The 21,800-nt window shown below is 41.1% G+C and carries 22 protein-coding genes and 1 pseudogene; 16 read left to right on the forward strand and 7 right to left on the reverse strand.

From position 1 onward, the window contains the following. Window positions 1-159 precede the first annotated feature (159 nt). The 8 genes and pseudogenes from HT720_RS05790 to HT720_RS05825 form a co-directional block, all read left to right on the forward strand. Window positions 160-990: an amino acid ABC transporter substrate-binding protein gene (locus HT720_RS05790; protein ID WP_173274946.1), complete on the forward strand. Its 831-nt coding sequence runs from the start codon at window positions 160-162 to the stop codon at window positions 988-990. 153 nt (window positions 991-1,143) lie between these two features. After that, window positions 1,144-1,998 carry a MetQ/NlpA family ABC transporter substrate-binding protein gene (locus HT720_RS05795; RefSeq protein WP_050207619.1) on the forward strand — a complete coding sequence of 285 codons (855 nt, stop codon included), beginning with the start codon at window positions 1,144-1,146 and terminating at the stop codon, window positions 1,996-1,998. Window positions 1,999-2,094: 96 nt separating this feature from the next. Then, window positions 2,095-3,468, forward strand: a complete 1,374-nt coding sequence (locus HT720_RS05800) for a M20/M25/M40 family metallo-hydrolase (RefSeq protein ID WP_173274947.1) — start codon at window positions 2,095-2,097, stop codon at window positions 3,466-3,468. After that, window positions 3,461-4,522 (forward strand): methionine ABC transporter ATP-binding protein, encoded by a 1,062-nt coding sequence (locus tag HT720_RS05805; RefSeq protein WP_000085667.1) that lies wholly within the window; start codon window positions 3,461-3,463, stop codon window positions 4,520-4,522. Before HT720_RS05800 ends, HT720_RS05805 begins: the two co-directional genes overlap by 8 nt. 1 nt (window position 4,523) lies before the next feature. Beyond that, the gene (locus HT720_RS05810; protein WP_000444647.1) at window positions 4,524-5,216 is read left to right on the forward strand and encodes a methionine ABC transporter permease; all 693 of its coding nucleotides are present in this window, start codon (window positions 4,524-4,526) and stop codon (window positions 5,214-5,216) included. A 219-nt stretch (window positions 5,217-5,435) separates the two neighbouring features. Then, complete coding sequence (locus HT720_RS05815) at window positions 5,436-6,215, forward strand: Rgg/GadR/MutR family transcriptional regulator (RefSeq protein WP_240156323.1); 780 nt, start codon at window positions 5,436-5,438, stop codon at window positions 6,213-6,215. Between the two features lie 184 nt (window positions 6,216-6,399). Next, window positions 6,400-7,644: a transporter gene (locus HT720_RS05820; RefSeq protein WP_173274949.1), complete on the forward strand. Its 1,245-nt coding sequence runs from the start codon at window positions 6,400-6,402 to the stop codon at window positions 7,642-7,644. Between the two features lie 28 nt (window positions 7,645-7,672). Continuing rightward, window positions 7,673-7,885 (forward strand): annotated as a pseudogene (locus HT720_RS05825) (hypothetical protein); the annotation flags it as partial. Between the two features lie 195 nt (window positions 7,886-8,080). Here the strand turns inward: HT720_RS05825 and HT720_RS05830 are convergent. After that, window positions 8,081-8,650 (reverse strand): MptD family putative ECF transporter S component, encoded by a 570-nt coding sequence (locus HT720_RS05830; RefSeq protein ID WP_173274950.1) that lies wholly within the window; start codon window positions 8,648-8,650, stop codon window positions 8,081-8,083. A gap of 134 nt (window positions 8,651-8,784) precedes the next feature. Here HT720_RS05830 and HT720_RS05835 point away from each other — a divergent pair, with 134 nt between their 5' ends. From HT720_RS05835 to nrdI, 5 genes are all read left to right on the forward strand, one after another. Then, the gene (locus tag HT720_RS05835; protein WP_173274951.1) at window positions 8,785-9,399 is read left to right on the forward strand and encodes a YesL family protein; all 615 of its coding nucleotides are present in this window, start codon (window positions 8,785-8,787) and stop codon (window positions 9,397-9,399) included. Then, window positions 9,377-11,047: a sensor histidine kinase gene (locus tag HT720_RS05840; RefSeq protein WP_345890277.1), complete on the forward strand. Its 1,671-nt coding sequence runs from the start codon at window positions 9,377-9,379 to the stop codon at window positions 11,045-11,047. Before HT720_RS05835 ends, HT720_RS05840 begins: the two co-directional genes overlap by 23 nt. Before the next feature lie 11 nt (window positions 11,048-11,058). Beyond that, window positions 11,059-12,345, forward strand: coding sequence for a response regulator transcription factor (locus HT720_RS05845; protein WP_173274952.1), 1,287 nt, complete (start codon window positions 11,059-11,061; stop codon window positions 12,343-12,345). A 60-nt stretch (window positions 12,346-12,405) separates the two neighbouring features. Next, entirely contained in the window at window positions 12,406-12,939 is a 534-nt protein-coding gene (locus HT720_RS05850; protein ID WP_000729015.1) for a hypothetical protein, read from the forward strand. A 77-nt stretch (window positions 12,940-13,016) separates the two neighbouring features. Continuing rightward, window positions 13,017-13,487: a class Ib ribonucleoside-diphosphate reductase assembly flavoprotein NrdI gene (nrdI, locus tag HT720_RS05855; RefSeq protein ID WP_049539619.1), complete on the forward strand. Its 471-nt coding sequence runs from the start codon at window positions 13,017-13,019 to the stop codon at window positions 13,485-13,487. Between the two features lie 286 nt (window positions 13,488-13,773). Here the strand turns inward: nrdI and HT720_RS05860 are convergent, their stop codons facing one another. The 3 genes from HT720_RS05860 to HT720_RS05870 form a co-directional block, all read right to left on the reverse strand. Beyond that, window positions 13,774-15,036 carry an NRAMP family divalent metal transporter gene (locus tag HT720_RS05860; protein ID WP_173274953.1) on the reverse strand — a complete coding sequence of 421 codons (1,263 nt, stop codon included), beginning with the start codon at window positions 15,034-15,036 and terminating at the stop codon, window positions 13,774-13,776. A 215-nt stretch (window positions 15,037-15,251) separates the two neighbouring features. Then, window positions 15,252-15,710 (reverse strand): DUF3021 domain-containing protein, encoded by a 459-nt coding sequence (locus HT720_RS05865; RefSeq protein ID WP_173274954.1) that lies wholly within the window; start codon window positions 15,708-15,710, stop codon window positions 15,252-15,254. Beyond that, on the reverse strand, window positions 15,707-16,147 hold the full coding sequence (locus HT720_RS05870) for a LytTR family DNA-binding domain-containing protein (RefSeq protein WP_173274955.1): 441 nt from the start codon (window positions 16,145-16,147) through the stop codon (window positions 15,707-15,709). The genes HT720_RS05865 and HT720_RS05870 overlap by 4 nt, the downstream gene beginning before the upstream one ends. Before the next feature lie 205 nt (window positions 16,148-16,352). On the opposite strand from HT720_RS05870, the gene mutL reads away from it, so the two are divergent. The 3 genes from mutL to HT720_RS05885 are packed head-to-tail and all read left to right on the forward strand — an operon-like array spanning window position 16,353 to window position 19,484. After that, window positions 16,353-18,302, forward strand: coding sequence for a DNA mismatch repair endonuclease MutL (mutL, locus tag HT720_RS05875; protein WP_173274956.1), 1,950 nt, complete (start codon window positions 16,353-16,355; stop codon window positions 18,300-18,302). 15 nt (window positions 18,303-18,317) lie between these two features. After that, complete coding sequence (gene ruvA / locus HT720_RS05880) at window positions 18,318-18,911, forward strand: Holliday junction branch migration protein RuvA (RefSeq protein ID WP_173274957.1); 594 nt, start codon at window positions 18,318-18,320, stop codon at window positions 18,909-18,911. 9 nt (window positions 18,912-18,920) lie between these two features. Beyond that, window positions 18,921-19,484, forward strand: a complete 564-nt coding sequence (locus HT720_RS05885; protein ID WP_000166599.1) for a DNA-3-methyladenine glycosylase I — start codon at window positions 18,921-18,923, stop codon at window positions 19,482-19,484. Between the two features lie 89 nt (window positions 19,485-19,573). Here the strand turns inward: HT720_RS05885 and HT720_RS05890 are convergent, their stop codons facing one another. The 3 genes from HT720_RS05890 to HT720_RS05900 form a co-directional block, all read right to left on the reverse strand. Further along, window positions 19,574-19,837, reverse strand: a complete 264-nt coding sequence (locus HT720_RS05890) for a SemiSWEET family transporter (protein WP_000166114.1) — start codon at window positions 19,835-19,837, stop codon at window positions 19,574-19,576. 105 nt (window positions 19,838-19,942) lie between these two features. Then, the gene (locus HT720_RS05895; RefSeq protein WP_173274958.1) at window positions 19,943-20,977 is read right to left on the reverse strand and encodes a S66 peptidase family protein; all 1,035 of its coding nucleotides are present in this window, start codon (window positions 20,975-20,977) and stop codon (window positions 19,943-19,945) included. 141 nt (window positions 20,978-21,118) lie between these two features. Continuing rightward, a complete protein-coding gene (locus HT720_RS05900) occupies window positions 21,119-21,796 on the reverse strand; it encodes a DUF1129 domain-containing protein (RefSeq protein ID WP_173274959.1) in 678 nt (225 codons plus the stop codon). Window positions 21,797-21,800: the final 4 nt, after the last annotated feature.

A 21,800-nucleotide genomic window follows, 5' to 3' on the forward strand; every position in this document is an offset into this window, starting at 1 on the left:
TTTGAGCAACCTACGGCTAGCTTCCTAGTTTGCTCTTTGATTTTCATTGAGTATAAATCAGCCATAAAGAAAACTTATCACAGAGATAGATATCATATAATGGCGTAAATAGTCTTTTTCTGTTAAGATTATAAGGTATTCTATTTTGGAGGAAATGACATGAAAAAAATCGTTAAATACTCATCTCTTGCGGCCCTTGCTTTTGTTGCTGCAGGTGTGTTAGCAGCTTGCTCAGGTGGTGCTAAGAAAGAAGGAGAAGCAGCTAGCAAGAAAGAAATCATCGTTGCAACCAATGGCTCGCCAAAACCATTTATCTATGAAGAAAATGGCGAATTGACTGGTTACGAGATTGAAGTCGTTCGCGCTATCTTTAAAGATTCTGACAAATATGATGTCAAGTTTGAAAAGACAGAATGGTCAGGTGTCTTTGCTGGTCTTGACGCTGACCGTTACAATATGGCTGTCAACAATCTTAGCTACACTAAAGAACGTGCGGAGAAATACCTTTATGCCGCACCAATTGCCCAAAACCCTAATGTCCTTGTAGTGAAGAAAGACGACTCTAGCATCAAGTCTCTCGCTGATATCGGTGGAAAATCGACGGAAGTCGTTCAAGCCACTACATCAGCTAAGCAGTTAGAAGCATACAACGCTGAACACCCGGACAACCCAACTATCCTTAACTATACTAAGGCAGACTTCCAACAAATCATGGTACGTTTGAGCGATGGACAATTTGACTATAAGATTTTTGATAAAATTGGTGTTGAAACAGTTATCAAGAACCAAGGTTTGGACAACTTGAAAGTTATCGAACTTCCAAGCGACCAACAACCTTACGTTTACCCACTTCTTGCTCAAGGTCAAGATGAGTTGAAATCATTTGTAGACAAACGCATTAAAGAACTCTACAAAGATGGCACGCTTGAAAAATTGTCTAAACAATTCTTCGGAGACACTTACCTACCGGCAGAAGCTGATATTAAATAATTTCTTGAAGTCATCCATTCTGAGTAAGATGGGTGATTTCTCAGTTTTTAGGGATATAGTTTTAAACTATATATCTGATTATCTAATAACAATTTGTGCAATTGAAGAAAGTATGAGATACTAGTACGGTATTATTTTTAAGGAGAAAGAATCATGAAAATCAAAAAATGGCTTGGCCTAGCAGCCCTTGCTACAGTCGCAGGTTTGGCTCTTGCAGCTTGCGGAAACTCAGAAAAGAAAGCAGACAATGCAACAACTATCAAAATTGCAACTGTCAACCGTAGCGGTTCTGAAGAAGCTCGTTGGGATAAAGTTCAAGAATTGGTTAAAAAAGACGGAATCACTTTGGAATTTACAGAGTTCACAGACTACTCACAACCAAACAAGGCAACTGCTGATGGCGAAGTAGACTTGAACGCTTTCCAACACTACAACTTCTTGAACAACTGGAACAAAGAAAACGGAAAAGATCTTGTAGCGATTGCTGATACTTACATCTCTCCAATCCGCCTTTACTCAGGTTTGAATGGAAGTGACAACAAGTACACTAAAGTAGAAGACATCCCAGCAAACGGAGAAATCGCTGTACCAAACGATGCTACAAACGAAAGCCGTGCGCTTTACTTGCTCCAATCAGCTGGCTTGATTAAATTGGATGTTTCTGGAACTGCTCTTGCAACAGTTGCTAACATCAAAGAAAATCCAAAGAACTTGAAAATCACTGAATTGGACGCTAGCCAAACAGCTCGTTCATTGTCATCAGTTGACGCTGCCGTTGTAAACAATACCTTCGTTACAGAAGCAAAATTGGACTACAAGAAAGCACTTTTCAAAGAACAAGCTGATGAAAACTCAAAACAATGGTACAACATCATCGTTGCGAAAAAAGATTGGGAAACATCACCTAAGGCTGATGCTATCAAGAAAGTGATCGCAGCTTACCACACAGATGACGTGAAAAAAGTTATCGAAGAAACATCAGACGGTTTGGATCAACCAGTTTGGTAATAAGAAACAGGGAGGTGGGAGAGAAAATTCCACCTCTTGATTTTGTATAGAGCATGGATTGTCAGGAAGAGTAGTTCATAGAAAGGTAGAGAGAATATGGTTTTTCCTAGCGAACAAGAACAGATCGAAAAATTTGAAAAGGATCATGTAGCCCAGCATTATTTTGAGGTTTTGCGTACCTTGATTTCTAAGAAGTCGGTCTTTGCCCAGCAGGTTGGACTCAAGGAAGTCGCAAACTATCTGGGTGAGATTTTCAAGCGTGTTGGAGCTGAAGTGGAGATTGATGAGACTTATACGGCTCCCTTTGTCATGGCGCATTTCAAGAGTTCGCGCCCAGATGCTAAGACCTTGATTTTCTATAACCACTATGACACTGTGCCAGCGGACGGGGATCAGGTCTGGACAGAGGATCCCTTTACGCTTTCGGTCCGTAATGGCTTCATGTATGGGCGTGGGGTTGACGATGATAAGGGGCATATCACAGCTCGTTTGAGTGCTTTGAGAAAATACATGCAGTACCACGATGACCTGCCTGTCAACATCAGTTTTATCATGGAGGGTGCGGAGGAATCGGCCTCGACAGACCTAGATAAGTATCTGGGAAAACATGCGAATAAACTCCGTGGTGCGGATTTATTGGTCTGGGAACAAGGAACCAAAAATGCCTTGGAACAGCTGGAAATTTCTGGTGGAAATAAGGGGATTGTGACCTTTGATGCCAAGGTTAAAAGTGCTGATGTGGATATCCATTCTAGTTATGGTGGGGTTGTGGAATCAGCTCCCTGGTACCTCCTTCAAGCCCTACAGTCTCTTCGTGCCGCAGATGGCCGTATCTTGGTTGAAGGTTTGTACGAAGAAGTACAAGAGCCAAATGAACGAGAAATGGCCTTGCTAGAAACTTATGGTCAACGAAACCCAGAGGAAGTTAGTCGGATTTATGGATTGGAGTTGCCTCTCTTACAGGAAGAGCGGATGGCCTTTCTAAAACGTTTCTTTTTCGAGCCAGCGCTTAATATCGAAGGGATTCAGTCAGGTTATCAAGGACAAGGAGTTAAAACGATTTTGCCAGCAGAAGCCAGTGCCAAGCTAGAGGTTCGTCTGGTTCCTGGCTTAGAACCGCATGATGTTCTGGAAAAAATTCGGAAACAGCTAGACAAAAATGGCTTTGATAGGGTAGAATTATACTATACCTTGGGAGAGATGAGCTATCGAAGCGATATGAGCGCGCCAGCCATTCTCAATGTGATCGAGTTGGCTAAGAAATTCTATCCACAGGGCGTTTCAGTCTTGCCGACTACAGCTGGGACAGGGCCTATGCATACGGTCTTTGATGCCCTAGAGGTGCCAATGGTGGCCTTCGGTCTAGGAAATGCCAATAGCCGAGACCACGGTGGAGATGAAAATGTGCGAATCGCCGATTATTACACCCATATTGAATTAGTAGAGGAGCTGATTAGAAGCTATGAGTAGAGATATTATCAAGTTAGATCAGATCGATGTGACTTTTCATCAGAAGAAGAGAACCATCACAGCGGTCAAGGATGTGACCATTCATATCCAAGAAGGGGATATCTACGGAATCGTTGGATATTCTGGAGCAGGGAAATCAACCCTTGTTCGGGTGATTAACCTCTTGCAAAAACCATCTGCAGGGAAAATTACCATTGACGACGATGTGATTTTTGATGGCAAGGTGACCTTGACGGCAGAGCAGTTACGTCGTAAACGTCAAGATATTGGGATGATTTTCCAGCATTTTAACCTGATGAGCCAAAAGACGGCAGAGGAGAATGTAGCCTTTGCCCTCAAACACTCTGGACTCAGCAAGGAAGAAAAGAAGGCTAAAGTAGCCAAGTTGTTGGACTTGGTTGGCTTGGCAGACCGTGCTGAAAACTACCCTTCACAACTATCTGGAGGGCAAAAACAGCGTGTGGCCATTGCGCGTGCCTTGGCCAATGATCCAAAAATCTTGATTTCAGACGAGTCAACTTCTGCCCTTGATCCGAAGACAACCAAGCAGATTTTGGCTTTGTTGCAAGATTTGAACCAAAAATTAGGCTTGACTGTTGTCTTGATTACGCATGAAATGCAGATTGTCAAAGACATTGCCAACCGTGTAGCAGTTATGCAGGACGGACATTTGATTGAAGAGGGTAGTGTCCTTGAAATCTTCTCAGACCCTAAACAACCCTTGACCCAAGACTTTATCTCAACAGCTACAGGTATTGACGAAGCCATGGTCAAGATTGAGAAACAAGAAATCGTGGAACACTTGTCTGAAAACAGTCTCTTGGTGCAACTCAAGTATGCAGGGGCTTCAACAGACGAGCCACTTTTGAATGAATTGTACAAGCGTTACCAAGTGACGGCTAATATCCTTTATGGGAATATCGAAATTCTCGATGGTACTCCTGTTGGTGAGCTTGTGGTTGTCTTGTCAGGTGAAAAAGCAGCGCTAGCAGGTGCCCAAGAAGCCATTCGTCAAGCAGGCGTACAACTAAAAGTATTGAAGGGAGGACAGTAAGATGGAATCATTGATTCAAACCTATTTACCAAATGTCTATAAAATGGGCTGGGCTGGTCAAGCAGGCTGGGGAACAGCCATCTACCTAACTCTTTATATGACAGTTCTGTCCTTTATCATCGGAGGTTTCTTAGGACTGGTAGCAGGTCTCTTCCTTGTCTTGACAGCGCCAGGTGGTGTCTTGGAGAACAAAGTCGTATTCTGGATTTTAGACAAAATTACCTCTATTTTCCGTGCGGTGCCATTTATCATTCTCTTGGCAGTCTTGTCACCCTTCTCACACCTAATCGTAGGGACAAGTATCGGGCCAAATGCGGCTATCGTACCGCTATCTTTTGCAGTCTTTGCCTTCTTTGCCCGTCAAGTGCAGGTTGTCTTGGCTGAACTGGATGGCGGTGTCATTGAGGCGGCTCAAGCGAGCGGAGCGACATTTTGGGATATCGTAGGTGTTTACCTATCAGAAGGTCTTCCAGATTTGATCCGCGTGACGACTGTGACCTTGATTTCCCTTGTTGGGGAAACAGCCATGGCGGGAGCAGTTGGAGCTGGTGGTATCGGTAACGTGGCCATCGCTTATGGATTTAACCGCTACAATCACGATGTGACCATCTTGGCAACCATCATTATCATTTTGATTATCTTTGCAATCCAATTCTTGGGAGATTTCTTGACCAAGAAATTGAGCCATAAATAAAAAGTGCAAGGCAATCTATACATCATTCATAGGAGTTGTCGTTATAGTCAAGACTTAAAATTCTCTGTACTGGTTGCTATCAACCGTTACTTTTATGAGTAAGAGAGTTAAGCATTGTGGGGAGTCAATATGCAAAATCTGGGAGAAGTTTTTAAAGAATTGAGAAAGAGTCGGAATATATCTCTACAGGAGGCGACGGGAGGAGAGTTTACTTATTCCATGCTGAGCAAATTTGAGCGTGGAGAAGCAGACTTGTCATCTATAAAATTGATTACTGCCTTAGATAACATCCATTCTGATTTGAATGAATTTATGTACTTGGTACGTGGCTTTTCTCAGAAAAAGGTTTTGGCTTTTCAAGAAAATCTTTGGGATTTATATGACAGAGAAGGGATTGATTCTCTCCATTCCTTGTATGAAGAGACGACTCAAAAGTATAGATCAAGTGGTGAAAAAAGCTATCTCTTACAAATGATTCGTATCAAAAGCCTTCTTGTATTTTTTGATTCAGAAATAAGAGCAACGGATGAAGAACTGACTTTTCTCTATGACTATTTTTTTACTATTGACATCTGGGGAAATTATGAATTGGAACTATTTTCAACGATTTCTACTTTGTTTCCTCTGCCCCTCTATTTTAAATATTCTAGGGAGATGTTGCAAAAGACGGATTTATTAGGCTCTTTACCTAGTAACAAAGTTGGTATTGACACTATTTTGATTAATGGACTCTTTAAAGCGATAGAGGAAAAGGATAAATTAAAAGCAGATTATTTTATCTTTCAGATTGAAAAACGAGATTTACCAGAATCTCAAGCTTATCTTAAAATCATTTATATGATTGCTAAAGGGTATTATGATACTAGTTTTAAAGTAGAAAATAAGGGGCTTGAAAAAATCCAGAGGGGCATTACAATCTTACAAGATTTAGAGTATGTAGGTGGTGCAAGATACTATGAAAACTATTTTGCAAATCAGCTCTCAAATGAAGATTTGTAATATATTCTCATTACATCGACTGATGAAAAATAAATGGATTTGTAGATGGAGTGATAAATAGCAGTATCTAGGAGCTAGAGTTCCTATTTTCAGAAAAAATATATTACAAAAAAGTGGGGAGTCCCGCTTTTTTTGTTATACTGGATTCAATAGAATACTCTTTGAAATGTGAGAAAGGCCTATTATGAAACTATTTTTAAAACATCATTTATTTAGAATACTGACCTTATCGAGGTTTTTAAGCTCAAGTGGAGCTTATATTTATAATCTGGTATTTATCGTTTATGCTGCGAGTCTACCCTTTAAAAATATAGCTGTATTTATGGCGAATATGATTACGATTTTACCTTTCCTATTTACTTTTTATGTTGGGATTAAGGCTGATCATACTCGGAATAAAGCAGGGACAATTATCTGGGTTGGTTGTGTGCAAAGTCTACTATTTCTTTTGATTGCTAGTGTGATTCATGATCAGAACTTCGTAACGTTTGCTTTTATCTGTATGGTTAATATCTGTTCGGATATTTTATCAGATTATACAGCAGGCCTTCGTATGCCGATTATCCAGCATAATATTTCGGAAGATAAGCTCTATGAAGCTTATTCATTTACTCAGTTTGTTTCCTATTTATCAAATCTAGGAGGTCAAGCCTTAGGAGTGTGGCTACTCACAACCAGCAATCAAAATTTTTCTTTTGTTGCGATTGTGAATGCTGGTTTCTTTTTACTATCTTCTCTCATTTTGTTCAAAAATAGAAGAGAATTGACGCATTTGTCTGTAACGGTAGAGAATGAGTCGATTAGTTTGCTTCAACAAGTTAAGGCAATCTATGCGGACATGGATAATATATTTAGACAGAGAGAAAATAAATCATTGTTTAAAATGATTCTTGTCATTTTGGTAATGAATACTTTGGGAGGAGCTGTTGGAGGTATTTATCACTTTTACTTATTAGACCATACTATCTATCATTTCAGCTATGCTCAAGCCTTATTTTTAATTGAATGTGTTAGCTTGGGAGGAGCTATTCTTGGTAGCCTAACTCCCCATGATTATTTTGGGAAATGGTCGTTTTCAAGTTTGCTATCGCTCAATGCAATTTTGTTTGTATTACTTGCTACTGCTAATATTTTAGATTTTTCTCCTCTAGTAGGTGTTGCTTGCTTAGCTTTTGTCATGTATTTGATGTCGAAATCAATGCCTAAATTAGATACTCTGTTATTGTCTAATTTGAGTGCGGATGTATTAGCTAGAAGTAATAATCTCTTGAGTATGATTTTTTCCCTAACATTACCCTTGGGGATGTCTGTATTTTCCTTCTTAGCTTTACAAGATATCAGACTTTGTTGGTGGGTGTTTTTGGTAGTGAGTGTGATAGGGTTGATTTTATCACTAGAAAAAAGAAGTTTTTCGGGTAAAAAATTTTAGCCTAGAAAGCTAAGGCTTACTAGAAGATCTTCCAGATTTGATTCGTGTGACGACTGTGACCTTGATTTCCCTTGTTGGTGAAACAGCTATGGCCGGTGCGGTTGGAGCTGGTGGTATCGGTAACGTGGCCATCGCTTATGGATTTAACCGTTACAATCACGATAAAACTATCTTGGCAACCATCATTATCATTTTGATTATCTTTAAATTCATACTCAATGAAAATCAAAGAGCAAAGTAGGAAACTAGCCGCAGGTTGCTCAAAACACTGTTTTGAGGTTGGAGATAAGACTGACGAAGTCAGTTACATATACCTACGGCAAGGCGACGTTGACGTGGTTTGAAGAGATTTTCGAAGAGTATCAATTCTTGGGAGACTTCTTGACCAAGTCTTGAGCCATAAATAAAAAAGAGCCGTGTGGCTCTTTTTTAGTAATCAGATTTTCTGTGCCAATTTTTTACTCAAGACTTGTCCAATCAAGGCACCCATTAGGGCTCCGATGACAACACTTGCGATAAATAGAAGGATGGTTCCAGGATTTGGCGTGACCATGATACGGTCGATATATTCTTGCGATTTTCCTCTTGCTAGAAGGGTTGCCATATAGGCTTTGGGGGCAATCCACATAAGTAGAATTGGACCAGTTGAGCTAAAGGCAAAGAGAATGAAAGAAAGGAAGTTCTTTGTTTGGTCCTTGTATTTTCCGAGGCTAGCTACTCCATCTGCTAGCAGGCCACAGATAATTCCAGGAAGGAAGGCACCGGCACCGTGTTTAGTTCCCAAGAAAAAGAGGGCGATAACAAGACCGATAGTGGTAATGGCTCCAAAGCGCGGAACTTTTGCGACTAGGATCATATAGACGCTACCGCCGACAAGGGCAGTAAAGGCAGGCGCATAAAACATGTTTCCAGTTTGGTCAAAGAGATTGCCCAAAAGGACACCAATCCCCATGCAGAGGAAGTAAAGAACTGCAAAAAGCAGTGTAGTTAAGATAGATTTTTTCATGAATCATCTCCTGATAATTTTTTCACAATTCTCATTTTACCATGGTTTGGTGGGATTGTAAATGGATACTAGAAGTTTTTGAAAACGCTTGAAATATGATATAATAGTTTCATAGTTATTTTTAGGAGGATATCATGGGGAGATTTTTAGACTTTGTCTTTAATCGTTTCTTTTTAGGGATGATTGCGACAGCCTTCTTTTGGCTATTAACTTTAGCAGGAGGGATTATCCTTGGTCTAGCGCCGGCTAGTGCCACCTTGATGAGCTTGTATGCAGAACATGGTTATAGCTTTCGGGAATACAGTTTGAAGGAGGCGTGGTCTCTTTATAAGCAAAATTTTGTCTCAAGCAACCTGATTTTCTATAGCTTTTTAGGGGTGGATCTAGTTTTGGTCTATGGCTTGTATCTCTTGGTGCAATTGCCTCATCAGACTATTATTCATTTGATTGCGACCTTTTTGAATGTTCTAGTAGTTGCCCTGCTGTTTTTGGCTTATACAGTATCTTTGAAATTACAAGTTTATTTTGACTTGTCTTATCGAAATAGTCTCAAACTATCCTTGATTGGCATCTTTATGAGCTTAGCGGCTGTGGCCAAGGTTCTCCTTGGGACAGTGTTACTTGTGGCAATTGGTTACTATATGCCTGCTCTTCTTTTCTTTGTAGGAATTGGGATGTGGCATTTCTTTATCAGTGATATATTGGAACCGGTCTATGAAAGTATCCATGAAAAATTGGCGACAAAGTAGGATGAAGCAGTTTTGGCTACATACGCTTCTAAGAACCTACAGTTCAGTTATGATGATTATTATTGCGAGTTTTGCAATCTTACTCTCTTACGCTGACTGGGATTCACGGGAAAAGGAAGCTCAGAGAGTGGCCCAGCGTGTAACTGCTAGAACAGTGAGTGAAATTGAATATTACCATAGAGAGTCAACCCAGATAGCTCAGGCTTTAGTTGAAAATCAAGCTCGTATTGAGGGAATCTATAAATACTTTAGTCTTAGCATGCCAGACTATTTTTACTGGCAATTAGAGCGGAAAGCTTCGCCTTATGTATCAGTCTCTCTGCATGAAAATGTTGATGACCTCTATGTTCGAAATGATTTTGTAACTGGAGTGGCCATTGCTTTTCAAGATTACAAGGAAGTATATGTTTCTACTAAAGACAAACGTAGTGGAGAAAAAATCAGGGCTGAGGATTTTAAACCAGCAGGAAATAGTTTTGCCATTCCGGTGTCAGATCCAGTGTCAGATCAAGATTTAGGAGTGATTTACATCTCCTTGGACCCTGCTGTTTTATACCATGCCATTGATAATACTAGAGGTCATACTCCGATGGCAGTAACAGTGACCTCACCTTTTGATACGGAGATTTTTCATATTGGTGAGACAGTTGATAAGGAGAGTGAAAATTGGCTAGTTGGCTTAACTTCTCATGGTTATCAGGTTCAGGTGGCAGTTCCCAAAAACTTTGTTTTACAAGGAACGGTGACCAGCTCTGCTTTGATTGTGGGCTTGAGCCTTCTCTTTATTGTCATTCTTTATCTGACTTTGAGGCAGACCTTTGCTAATTACCAAAAGCAGGTAGTGGATTTGGTGGATTCCATTCAAGTCATTGCTCAAGGCGAAGAGGGTCGTCGGATTGACATTTCCGAGAAAAATCAGGAATTGCTCCTAATCGCAGAGACTACTAATGATATGTTGGATCGATTGGAAAAGAATATCCATGATATTTACCAGTTAGAGCTGAGTCAAAAAGATGCCAATATGCGAGCACTGCAGGCGCAAATCAATCCTCATTTTATGTATAATACGCTGGAGTTCTTGCGCATGTATGCAGTTATGCAGAGTCAGGACGAGTTGGCAGATATCATTTATGAGTTCAGTAGTCTCTTGCGTAACAATATTTCCGATGAAAGAGAGACCCTCCTCAAACAGGAATTAGAATTTTGCCGTAAATACAGCTATCTCTGCATGGTTCGCTATCCCAAGTCCATTGCCTATGGTTTCAAGATAGATCCAGAGTTAGAGAATATGAAGATTCCCAAGTTTACCTTACAACCTCTGGTAGAAAATTATTTCGCGCATGGTGTTGACCACAGACGGACAGATAATGTGATTAGCATCAAGGCGCTTAAACAGGACGGTTTTGTGGAAATTTTAGTGGTAGATAATGGCCGTGGAATGTCGGCTGAAAAACTGGCAAGTATTCGAGAAAAATTAAGTCAGAGACATTTTGAACACCAAGCCAGCTACAGTGATCAAAGGCAGTCTATCGGGATTGTCAATGTCCATGAGCGTTTTGTGCTCTATTTTGGGGATCGATATGCTATTACTATAGATTCTGCAGAGCAAGCAGGTGTTCAGTATCGTATTACAATTCAAGATGAGTAGAAAGGGAGAAGATGTATAAAGTATTATTAGTAGATGATGAGTACATGGTGACAGAAGGTCTGAAGCGTTTGATCCCCTTTGATAAGTGGGATATGGAGGTCGTCGCAACAGCCAGTCATGCCGATGAAGCCCTAGAATATGTGCAGGAAAATCCCGTCGATGTTATCATTTCAGATGTCAATATGCCAGACAAAACAGGGCTCGATATGATTCGGGAAATGAAAGAGATTTTACCAGATGCTGCTTATATCCTGCTTTCAGGTTATCAGGAGTTTGATTATGTCAAAAAGGCCATGAACCTTAGTGTTGTGGACTATCTAGTTAAGCCAGTAGATAAGGTAGAATTGGGAAATCTGTTGGAAAAGATTGCAGGTCAGCTCGGTGAGAGAGTAAAGAAAAGTCAGACCCTCAGTCAAGATTTAGACGAGGCTGGATTTGTTAGTTATCTAGGAGGTAAGGAGAATTGGTGGATAGGTCTATCCAAGGAAAAACAAGGCTCCTTCACCATTCCCTACTATGTCTTAGGCCAAGACTGGCAGATTTTCATTTCTGACCAAGCCCTAGATGGTTTAGTCGTTACTCCCTTTGAAGCTCCCTATCAAGAACAATTTGAACGCTGGAAGCTGAATGCTGAGAAAGCCCTCTTTTACGGTTCTGTAAATCTACAACAGTCTCAGAGTCTCTTTGCCTATTACGAACCGATTTATAGGGTTATCATTCAGGGGAATCTCAATCAAATCGTGGAAGAGTTAAACCTCTTGGAGAAGGTGGTTCTTGAAAATACACCGCGTGTTCCCATTACCAAACAGCTTTTTATCCAGTTTGTCATGGATGTTTTCCACTTGTTTGAACATCTCAAAGCTGATGATATGACGAATATCGTCAAAACCATTCATGCTATTCAATCCTTCGATGAATTGATTTCTTATATCAAGGAAACTCTGATCAGCTTTTTCGGTCAATACCGTATGAATGAAAATGTGGTCAGTGTGCTGGAAGTCATTGGGCGTGATTATCAGAAAGAACTTTCTCTCAAGGATATTAGTAAGGATCTTTTTATCAATCCTGTCTATCTGGGGCAGTTGATTAAGCGAGAAACCGATTCGACCTTTGCAGAATTACTAAACAAACAACGTATTAAGGCTGCCCAGCAGCTCTTGCTTTCAACCAGTGACAGTATCGAAGATATTTGTTATGCTGTTGGTTACAGTAACCTTGGATATTTCTATAAAGTGTTCCGAAAATTGTGCGGAAAATCGCCAAAAGCCTACCGAAAACAGGTAGAAACGATACTGTAAGATTTGTATTCCTTTACAAAATGTGCTATAATATGAATAATATTATTAGGAGGTTCTATCATGAAAAAGAAACCGATTTATCTATGGGTCTTGCTAATCTTGTCTGCTCTTATTTCAGCAATGTCTCTGTTTGGAATGTTGAGTCCCTTACCTAGCAAAGAAGCTCTTCGTGCCGCTCAGAAACAAGTTGCAGGGGTCAGTGCTCAGCAATTAGAAGACCAGCTTAATTACAACTATGGAGTAGCAGAAGCGTATCATTCTATTTTTAATATGGCCTTGATTGTGCTATCTGCTATTTTAGTGGTCGTAGCGATTGTCTTCCTTATTCGTAAGAATTTGCAATATGCAAACTATACTTACGTTGGCTATGTTTTGTTAGCTATTATCGGTTCGATTTATGGCTATGTTGGTTTACAGGACGCTGTGCAGTTGGTTCAAGATGAGAGCATGCGTTTGACAATGAGTATTGGTTCAAAAGCTGTCAGCATTTTCTATATCGTCATCAATGTTCTCTTCCTAGCTCTTGTCTTCTATAAGATGTGGCGTCAGCAGAAAGCCTTGGCAGAAGAAGAGGAAGCAGAAAATCTTGCCTAAGTATTGACAAAAAAGAACTATCAAGATACAATCTTGGTAGTTCTTTTTCGATTAAAAATAAAATCATGGAGGTACATATGAAGACAATTTCTTTAGTTTATATTAGTTTGAGTGGCAACACTGAAAGTTTTGTGACGCGCTTGAAAGATTATCTCTTGTCCCAGTACGAGGGGATTGAAGTCCAAAAGATTCATATCAAGGATTTGGTCAAGGAAGGTCATGATTTCTATGAAATGGACCACCCTTACGTCGCTTTTTTGCCGACCTATCTCGAAGGTGGGAATGGCGTGGATAATGGAGATGTCGAGATTTTGACGACACCCGTTGGGGATTTTATCGCCTATGGTGACAATGCTAGTAAGTGTTTTGGTGTGGTTGGTTCAGGGAATCGTAACTTTAATAACCAATACTGCCTGACAGCCAAGCAATACAGTCAACGTTTTGGCTTCCCTGTATTGGCTGACTTTGAAATGCGAGGCATGCTGGAAGACATCAAACGTGTCGCAGCTATTATCGCAGATTTGTATGAGTTGGAAAAGGAGAATTAAAATCAATATAAGAGGCGTTTGGGATTTTTCAACTGTTTTTTTTGAGTATAAATAGTTTTTAAGAACATAAAAAAGCATAAGTTCAGGTATTCAAAACCTTGTTCTTATGCTTTTTATCATAGAAATATTTGCTGAATTTTCTCTTGAAATGAAACCTTATACTCAATGAAAATCAAAGAGCAAACTAGGAAACTAGCCGCAGGCTGTACTTGAGTACGGCAAGGCGACGTTGACGTGGTTTGAATTTGATTTGCGAAGAGTATTATCTTCATCTCGCGCTTGTCAGTTAACCTGCTTTTCCGATTGCGAGTGCGTAGATAAAGAAGATGGCGAAGCCAAAGAGGAAAATCAATCCTGCAATGGCAAGGTGTTTGAGCCAAGAAGGAAGATTTTTGTTTTCATGCGTTACCAAGGCGTAATTCAAAAGAGCGAAGAATGGTGTTGTCAGGAAAGAACCAATCATGGCAAAGCGGAGCATGGTCGAAACCTGACCGGCGAAGAACTTGATAATGACGATACCGATGATAGCAGTGATGGTCATCCAGATGTTCAAAGATTTACGATTGTCTTCTTTTTGACTGATTAGCAGTCGGAGAGATTCCTGATTGACGCGAGAATAGCCATCGATAACAGTGATAACTGTTCCAAAGATACAGAGGAAAGCAATAAAGGTAATCAAGTAACGGGACCATTCGCCAAGAACAGAGGCATACATGCCCACGAATTGAGAGATGTATTTGGCTGAAGCAGCTTCAACCGCCTGCCCTGTAGGATACTGAATAAGTGCTCCCAGTGCCACAAAGAAGACGGCTAGAATAGCTGTTCCAATATAACCAGTGTTAAAGTCAAACAGAGCGTCCTCTGTGTTAAAGTTGACGGTCTTTTTCTTTTCAGCAGACCAAAGTGAATTGATAGCTGAAATTTCAATAGGAGCTGGCATCCATCCTAGGAGGGAGACGATGAAGGGCAGAGCTGCCATTTGCCAAGGTGTCTTCTCGACAAAATCAGAACTGTATTCTGGATGCTTGACCGCTGCGATGATAACTGCAAGAACAGTTGCAATGGTCAAAGCAGACATAATCCATTTGACCATGCCGTCTAAAAGTTTGTAGCCTCCAAAGAGTAGCATAGCCCAAATGATGGCAACGAGAATGAGGGACCACTGAGTGATGCTAAGTCCAATCATTGGGAAGGCACTGGCGATGATAGCTGAGCACAGAATGGCGACACCAGCTGTGTTGACCATAGCCGAAAAGACATTTAGGATAAAGAAAATCCAGAGATAGAGTTTTCCTTTTTCGGCATAACCTTCAACCAAAGTCTTTCCAGTATCAGCGGTGTATTCAGCACCAAAACGGAAAAATGGATATTTAAAGACATTGGCTAAGATAACCAAGAGAAGTAGAGACCAACCGTAAGAACCGCCAGCTTGAGTTGAGGATACAATGTGGGAACCGCCAACAGCGGCAGAAGCCATTAGGATTCCAGGCCCCATTGCTTTTAGTTTACTTGTCCAGGTTGATTGATTTAAGGAAATAGCTTGCGACATGATAAATACTCCTTTTTGAATTTTCAGAATAATCTGGATATGTAATCTATATTCTACAAAAAACTTTGGGAAAATGCAAGAATATTTTGAAAAAAGATAGAAAATTACAGAAAATTTACAAAGAAGATCTGAAAATAACTGCTATGATAGTAAGGTACAGCAGGATAAAGAAAAACCGAGAAGTCTCTTTCTCGGATTTGCTTATTATGAGGTTCTTACTTTTTATGCTTCAAGAGTTGATTGATATGGTCTACTTTTTTTGATGCTCTTTTATAGGAAATAGTCCAAATGATAAGGTAGACAATCGCAAACTCAAGGATGAGCTGGAGATAGAAGAACCAGTGGAAGGGGAACCAACCAGCCAGAGTTGCTAGTGGGATAAAGCCTACTAGCATGAGGAAAAAATGAGTCAGAGTTGCACGGAGCAAGCTCCAATCACGGCTGAATAATCGCTTTCCAAAGTTGAAGAGAATACCGATAGCTGCCCAAATAAGTGTGCAGTAGAGCAAGACCAAGGCACCGTGAACCTGATGTTGCACCATCACTTGTCCGATCAGAGACTCGGGACTTAGTGGGGCGTAGGTGTTTGGGGCGTAGATGAATGAAAAGATGATAGAGAGGATGAGGCCGATGAGGACACCGGCAGCTGCATCGTGAAATACTTGTTTTTTCATAGTTCTAATTTCTCCTTGATGGTTTTTAGGTAACGACGTGAAGAGTAGGTGAAACTTTCGTTTTTTAGAAAGATTTCTACTAGACCGTTGGGCGTGAGCTTGAGATGAGAGATGGAGTTGATATTGATGATTTCTGATTGGGAAATTTGGATAAAATTGCTTGGCAAAAGTTCAAGGACCTGATAGAGCCGTAAATCAATGTTGTAGGTCTGACTCGCGGTTTCTGCTAGAACCTTTCGATTCTCGATATAGAAGCGTTGTATCTTACCAATCTCAACGAGATAGACCTGATCATCGATTTTTCCTTTGATTGTTTCTTTTCGGTCAAGATTTTCTGCGAAATCGATGACTTTCTGGACTTTATCTGTCGGCTGAGGTGCTTGAACAATCAGCTTTTCCTCTTCGTAAGTTTCACTAATCTGTAGTTCTACTTTCATAAATTTCTCTCCTTTTCAGTTATACAAGGTTGTGATCACTTCCTGTATATCTTTATTAAACACTATTTTAGGAGACCTGGCAAGGTACTTTGTCTATGTGGAGGGATTTGGCTCCTATGTGGTGGAGCTTTTCTGTCCTATCTGAAATATGGTATAATAGCACTAATCAATTTCTAGGAAAATAGATACAGAAAGGGGCTGAAAGATGTCTCATATTATTGAATTGCCAGAGGTGCTGGCAAACCAGATTGCAGCTGGAGAGGTTATCGAGCGTCCAGCTAGTGTTGTTAAGGAGCTGGTAGAAAACGCCATTGACGCGGGCTCTAGTCAGATTATCGTTGAGATTGAGGAAGCTGGTCTCAAGAAGATTCAAATCACAGATAATGGTCATGGAATTGCTCACGATGAGGTGGAATTGGCCTTGCGTCGTCATGCGACCAGTAAGATAAAAAATCAAGCAGATCTCTTTCGGATTCGGACGCTTGGTTTTCGTGGTGAAGCCTTGCCTTCTATTGCGTCTGTTAGTGTCTTGACTTTGTTGACGGCGGTGGATAGTGCTAGTCATGGAACCAAGTTAGTCGCTCGTGGAGGAGAAGTAGAAGAAATCATTCCAGCGACTAGTCCTGTGGGAACCAAGGTTTGTGTGGAGGACCTCTTTTTCAACACACCTGCCCGCCTCAAGTATATGAAGAGCCAGCAAGCAGAGTTGTCTCATATCATTGATATTGTTAATCGTCTGGGTTTAGCCCATCCTGAGATTTCTTTTAGTTTGATCAGTGATGGCAAGGAAATGACGCGAACAGCAGGGACTGGTCAACTGCGACAAGCAATCGCAGGGATTTATGGTTTAGCTAGCGCCAAGAAGATGATTGAAATTGAGAATTCTGACCTTGATTTCGAAATTTCTGGCTTTGTGTCCTTGCCTGAGTTAACTAGAGCCAACCGCAACTATATCAGTCTCTTCATCAATGGCCGTTATATCAAGAACTTTTTACTCAATCGTGCTATTTTAGATGGTTACGGAAGTAAGCTCATGGTAGGCCGTTTTCCACTAGCTGTCATTCACATTCATATCGACCCCTATCTAGCGGATGTCAATGTGCATCCAACCAAGCAAGAGGTGCGGATTTCCAAGAAAAAAGAACTGATGACGCTGGTCTCAGAAGCTATTTCTAATAGTCTCAAGGAACAAACCTTGATACCTGATGCCTTGGAAAATCTTGCCAAATCGACCGTGCGCAATCGTGAGAAGGTGGAGCAAACTATTCTCCCACTCAAAGAAAATACGCTCTACTATGAGAAAACTGAGCCTACAAGACCTAGTCAAGCTGAGGTGGCTGATTATCAGGTGGAATTGACTGAGGAAGGGCAAGACTTGACTTTGTTTGCCAAGGAAACCTTAGATCAATTGACCAAGCCAGCTAAACTGCATTTTGCAGAGAGAAAGCCTGCTAACTACGACCAGCTAGATCACCCAGAGTTAGACCTTGCGAGTCTTGATAAGGCCTATGACAAGCTGGAGCGAGAAGAATCATCCAGCTTCCCAGAGTTGGAATTTTTCGGACAGATGCATGGAACCTATCTCTTTGCCCAAGGGCGAGATGGGCTCTACATCATAGACCAACATGCGGCTCAGGAACGGGTTAAGTACGAGGAGTACCGTGAAAGCATTGGCAATGTTGACCAGAGCCAGCAGCAACTCCTAGTGCCCTATATCTTTGAATTTCCAGCGGATGATGCCCTTCGGCTCAAGGAAAGAATGGCGCTTTTAGAGGAAGTGGGCGTCTTTCTAGCAGAGTACGGGGAGAATCAATTTATCCTACGTGAACATCCTATTTGGATGGCAGAGGAGGAGATTGAGTCAGGAATCTATGAAATGTGTGACATGCTCCTTTTGACCAAGGAAGTTTCTATCAAGAAATACCGAGCAGAGCTGGCTATCATGATGTCCTGCAAACGGTCTATTAAGGCCAATCACCGTATCGATGACCACTCAGCTAGGCAACTCCTCTATCAACTTTCTCAATGTGACAATCCCTACAACTGTCCTCACGGACGTCCTGTTTTGGTGCATTTTACTAAGTCGGATATGGAAAAGATGTTCCGACGCATTCAGGAAAATCACACCAGTCTCCGTGAGTTGGGGAAATATTAAACTAAAAGGAAAACTATGTACGAATATTTAAAAGGAATCATTACCAAAATCACTGCTAAATACATTGTTCTTGAAACCAATGGTATCGGTTATATTTTGCATGTGGCCAATCCCTATGCTTATTCAGGTCAGGTCAATCAAGAGGCTCAAATTTATGCGCATCAGGTTGTGCGTGAGGACGCTCATCTGCTTTATGGATTTCGCTCAGAAGACGAGAAAAAGCTCTTTCTTAGTCTGATTTCGGTCTCTGGGATTGGTCCTGTATCAGCTCTTGCTATTATCGCTGCCGATGACAATGCTGGCTTGGTTCAAGCAATTGAAACCAAGAACATCAACTACTTGACCAAGTTCCCTAAAATTGGCAAGAAAACAGCCCAACAGATGGTGTTGGACTTGGAAGGCAAGGTAGTAGTTGCAGGAGATGACCTGCCTGCCAAGGTGGCAGTGCAAACCAGCGCTGAAAACCAAGAATTGGAAGAAGCTATGGAAGCTATGTTGGCACTGGGCTACAAGGCGACCGAACTCAAGAAAATCAAAAAATTCTTTGAAGGAACGACAGATACAGCTGAGAACTATATCAAGTCGGCCCTTAAAATGTTGGTCAAATAGGAGCAGAGCATGACAAAACGTTGTTCGTGGGTCAAGATGACCAATCCGCTCTACATTGCCTATCATGATGAGGAGTGGGGCCAGCCCCTCCATGATGACCAAGCATTGTTTGAGTTGTTGTGTATGGAAACCTATCAGGCAGGCCTGTCTTGGGAAACGGTACTCAACAAACGCCAAGCTTTCCGAGAAGCCTTTCATAGCTATCAAATTCAAGCGGTCGCAGAGATGACCGACACTGAATTGGAAGCCTTGCTGGATAATCCATCCATCATTCGAAATAGAGCCAAGATTTTTGCTACACGCACTAACGCCCAAGCCTTTTTACGACTACAGGAAGACTATGGCTCTTTTGATGCCTATCTTTGGTCCTTTGTTGAGGGGAAAACGATCGTTAACGATGTTCCCGATTACCGCCAAGCCCCAGCTAAAACCCCCTTATCTGAGAAATTAGCCAAAGATCTCAAAAAACGAGGCTTCAAGTTCACAGGCCCAGTCGCCGTCTTGTCTTTTCTACAGGCTGCAGGCCTGGTTGATGACCATGAGAACGATTGTGAGTGGAAAAGCGGTCATTAGTGTGTACAGGTAACTCGCATATCTGAGAATAGAATATAGAAAAAAGCTGAGAAACTTTTCCCAGCTTTTTATATATACTATTAGATTTGTTAGAGTGAAGTCAAAAAAGTGATTCCACCTAAAATAACACCAGCTGAATTTGGAATGATTAGTATCCAATCCTTCTTAGGTTCCTTTGTCCATCCATAAATAACCCAGATTAAGCAAGATATAGCAGCTGATAAAGGTTGAAATGGTTGAGCTTTATTTCCCTGTAAATTAGCGATAATTTGAGGTATGTAGGCAATAAATACTATAATTCCAATAAAGGCACCAATAGAACCTACGATTCGATTAATTTTTTGTTTTGTCATATACACCTCCTTCAAAAGGATAACATAGAAATTAGCGAAATGCAATAAATTCAGATACAAATTGTAACGAAAACGAATACAAAAGCACAAAAATAGAGAAACTATTTATTTTTTGTTATAGTCAAAGCGAATGACTTGCTCCTGTGCATCTACATGGGCATGGACGCCAAAGGGGATAATTGCTCTTGGAGTTGCGTGGCCAACATTTAGATTATAGAGAATCGGGATATTGCTGTCAATAATATCCAATAGTGCCTCTTTATAGTCGCCATAGAAAGTTTCATCCATAGGTTTTCCGACCAGGAGTCCACTGATGACCGCGAATATGCCAGTGTCCTTTAAAGTCCGCAACATCTTTTTGAAGTCTTCCGGCTCAGGCTTTTCTTCGCTTGTCTCTAGCAAGAGGATCTTTCCTTCCCAGTCTGACAAGTCAGGGAAAAGTTTGTATTTTTGGCAGAGCTCCGTGCTATCTGCGTATCGAGAGTTGTCAAAGATATCGTAGAGGGATTCGAGGCAACCACCGAGGATTTTTCCCTCGAACCGGGCATTTCCTTGCAATAATTCAAAACCAGTATTTGCATGACTGATACGATGTGTCCCCAGAGCCTTGGGACTAAAATCCGTTCGTTCCTCATACCAAACATTGCTAGGGCGGATTTCTGAAATTCTTCCAGTCTCAATCAATTCTTTAAAGTAGTGAAAGCTATAGGTCAGCATTTCTTTGTCTAATTCACAAATGTCTGCTAAGAAGGATTGACCATAAAAAGTCTTGATTCCTAGTTTATGCAACATGAGATGGTTCATGGTTGTATCCGAGAAGCCAAGAAAAATTTTTTGTTTGATAACCTTTTGGAGTTGGTCATTTTCAAAAAGATAAGGTAGTAAGCGATAGGTATCGTCTCCACCGATGGCACATAGGATCATATCGATGCTATCATCAGAAAAGGCATGAATCAAATCCTCTGCACGAGCTTCAGGATGGTTCTTGATAAAGTCTAATCCATTTAGCGAATGGGGCAAAAAGATAGGATTGAGTCCCAGGTCCTTGAGACGTTGGACACCTAGGTCCACTTCGTGTTTGACAAAGTCCTCTCCGATAATGCCACTAGATAAACTAACAATACCAATAGTAGAAATCATATTTTATCCTCCTAGAAATAGATTGAGCCTATTTTATCACAAAAGATTAGATAGAGCTATGTGGGATGTCAGAAGAATACTTTAAAATCAAAAAAGTAAGTGAAAAAGCAACCGCACCTGCAGTTGCTTTTATCATTCTTCTTAATAACGTGTTGGTCCTGCACTTGCGCTGCGGATGTTCAAGCGTTTCTTTAGATAGAAGCGAAGGGCTAGGAGGGATGCTCCGATAATAGCCAGCGGCAATGGAGCAAGTACTGGGTTAAGGCTAGCTGGTAGGAAGCTTGTTGCAAAGAAGACAAGCAACCAAAGGAACATAGAAGCTAGGATAACTAGTACAGATTTCCAGAAAGGTGGACGTTGACTGCGGTCCATATCAGGCCCGTAGTATTGGTAAACGAAGTAGTACATCAAGTAGAAGGCAAATCCACCAACCAGTCCAACTAGCAGGAGGGTAATCAAACCGTAACCGATAGCCTGATCTGCTGAGAAGAAGGTTGTGAGGGCGCTGACGAGGGCGAAGAGGCTAGTGATGAAAAGGGCTGAATCCATAATCATGAGTTTTGGATCATCATTTTCTTTTGGATGCTCTTTTTCGTACTGCTCTTTGACAGTGAAGCTATGAGCCCAGTGAGTTGGTGCGCCATAGAGGGAGCGAGCAGTCGTACCTTTGGCTTGCTCCTCAAGGATTTGGGGAATAACTTCCTCAAAAATAGTTTTGATTTCAGCGTCTGTTTTCCCATCTTTGATGAATTGTTGGGTAGCGATGTGGACAAACTCTTGGTTTTTCTTTGTTAATTTTTGTAGATCAATCTGAGACATAGGA

It is taken from the genome of Streptococcus sp. 68 (assembly GCF_013277415.1).
GTDB lineage: Bacteria > Bacillota > Bacilli > Lactobacillales > Streptococcaceae > Streptococcus.

What these genes read in the sequence shown, in the direction of transcription:
- HT720_RS05790 (WP_173274946.1), top strand. Translation starts at nt 160, where the DNA reads ATGAAAAAAATCGTTAAATACTCATCTCTTGCGGCCCTTGCTTTTGTT.
- HT720_RS05795 (WP_050207619.1), top strand. Translation starts at nt 1,144, where the DNA reads ATGAAAATCAAAAAATGGCTTGGCCTAGCAGCCCTTGCTACAGTCGCA.
- HT720_RS05800 (WP_173274947.1), top strand. Translation starts at nt 2,095, where the DNA reads ATGGTTTTTCCTAGCGAACAAGAACAGATCGAAAAATTTGAAAAGGAT.
- HT720_RS05805 (WP_000085667.1), top strand. Translation starts at nt 3,461, where the DNA reads ATGAGTAGAGATATTATCAAGTTAGATCAGATCGATGTGACTTTTCAT.
- HT720_RS05810 (WP_000444647.1), top strand. Translation starts at nt 4,524, where the DNA reads ATGGAATCATTGATTCAAACCTATTTACCAAATGTCTATAAAATGGGC.
- HT720_RS05815 (WP_240156323.1), top strand. Translation starts at nt 5,436, where the DNA reads ATGCTGAGCAAATTTGAGCGTGGAGAAGCAGACTTGTCATCTATAAAA.
- HT720_RS05820 (WP_173274949.1), top strand. Translation starts at nt 6,400, where the DNA reads ATGAAACTATTTTTAAAACATCATTTATTTAGAATACTGACCTTATCG.
- HT720_RS05830 (WP_173274950.1), bottom strand. Translation starts at nt 8,650, where the DNA reads ATGAAAAAATCTATCTTAACTACACTGCTTTTTGCAGTTCTTTACTTC.
- HT720_RS05835 (WP_173274951.1), top strand. Translation starts at nt 8,785, where the DNA reads ATGGGGAGATTTTTAGACTTTGTCTTTAATCGTTTCTTTTTAGGGATG.
- HT720_RS05840 (WP_345890277.1), top strand. Translation starts at nt 9,377, where the DNA reads ATGAAAAATTGGCGACAAAGTAGGATGAAGCAGTTTTGGCTACATACG.
- HT720_RS05845 (WP_173274952.1), top strand. Translation starts at nt 11,059, where the DNA reads ATGTATAAAGTATTATTAGTAGATGATGAGTACATGGTGACAGAAGGT.
- HT720_RS05850 (WP_000729015.1), top strand. Translation starts at nt 12,406, where the DNA reads ATGAAAAAGAAACCGATTTATCTATGGGTCTTGCTAATCTTGTCTGCT.
- nrdI (WP_049539619.1), top strand. Translation starts at nt 13,017, where the DNA reads ATGAAGACAATTTCTTTAGTTTATATTAGTTTGAGTGGCAACACTGAA.
- HT720_RS05860 (WP_173274953.1), bottom strand. Translation starts at nt 15,036, where the DNA reads ATGTCGCAAGCTATTTCCTTAAATCAATCAACCTGGACAAGTAAACTA.
- HT720_RS05865 (WP_173274954.1), bottom strand. Translation starts at nt 15,710, where the DNA reads ATGAAAAAACAAGTATTTCACGATGCAGCTGCCGGTGTCCTCATCGGC.
- HT720_RS05870 (WP_173274955.1), bottom strand. Translation starts at nt 16,147, where the DNA reads ATGAAAGTAGAACTACAGATTAGTGAAACTTACGAAGAGGAAAAGCTG.
- mutL (WP_173274956.1), top strand. Translation starts at nt 16,353, where the DNA reads ATGTCTCATATTATTGAATTGCCAGAGGTGCTGGCAAACCAGATTGCA.
- ruvA (WP_173274957.1), top strand. Translation starts at nt 18,318, where the DNA reads ATGTACGAATATTTAAAAGGAATCATTACCAAAATCACTGCTAAATAC.
- HT720_RS05885 (WP_000166599.1), top strand. Translation starts at nt 18,921, where the DNA reads ATGACAAAACGTTGTTCGTGGGTCAAGATGACCAATCCGCTCTACATT.
- HT720_RS05890 (WP_000166114.1), bottom strand. Translation starts at nt 19,837, where the DNA reads ATGACAAAACAAAAAATTAATCGAATCGTAGGTTCTATTGGTGCCTTT.
- HT720_RS05895 (WP_173274958.1), bottom strand. Translation starts at nt 20,977, where the DNA reads ATGATTTCTACTATTGGTATTGTTAGTTTATCTAGTGGCATTATCGGA.
- HT720_RS05900 (WP_173274959.1), bottom strand. Translation starts at nt 21,796, where the DNA reads ATGTCTCAGATTGATCTACAAAAATTAACAAAGAAAAACCAAGAGTTT.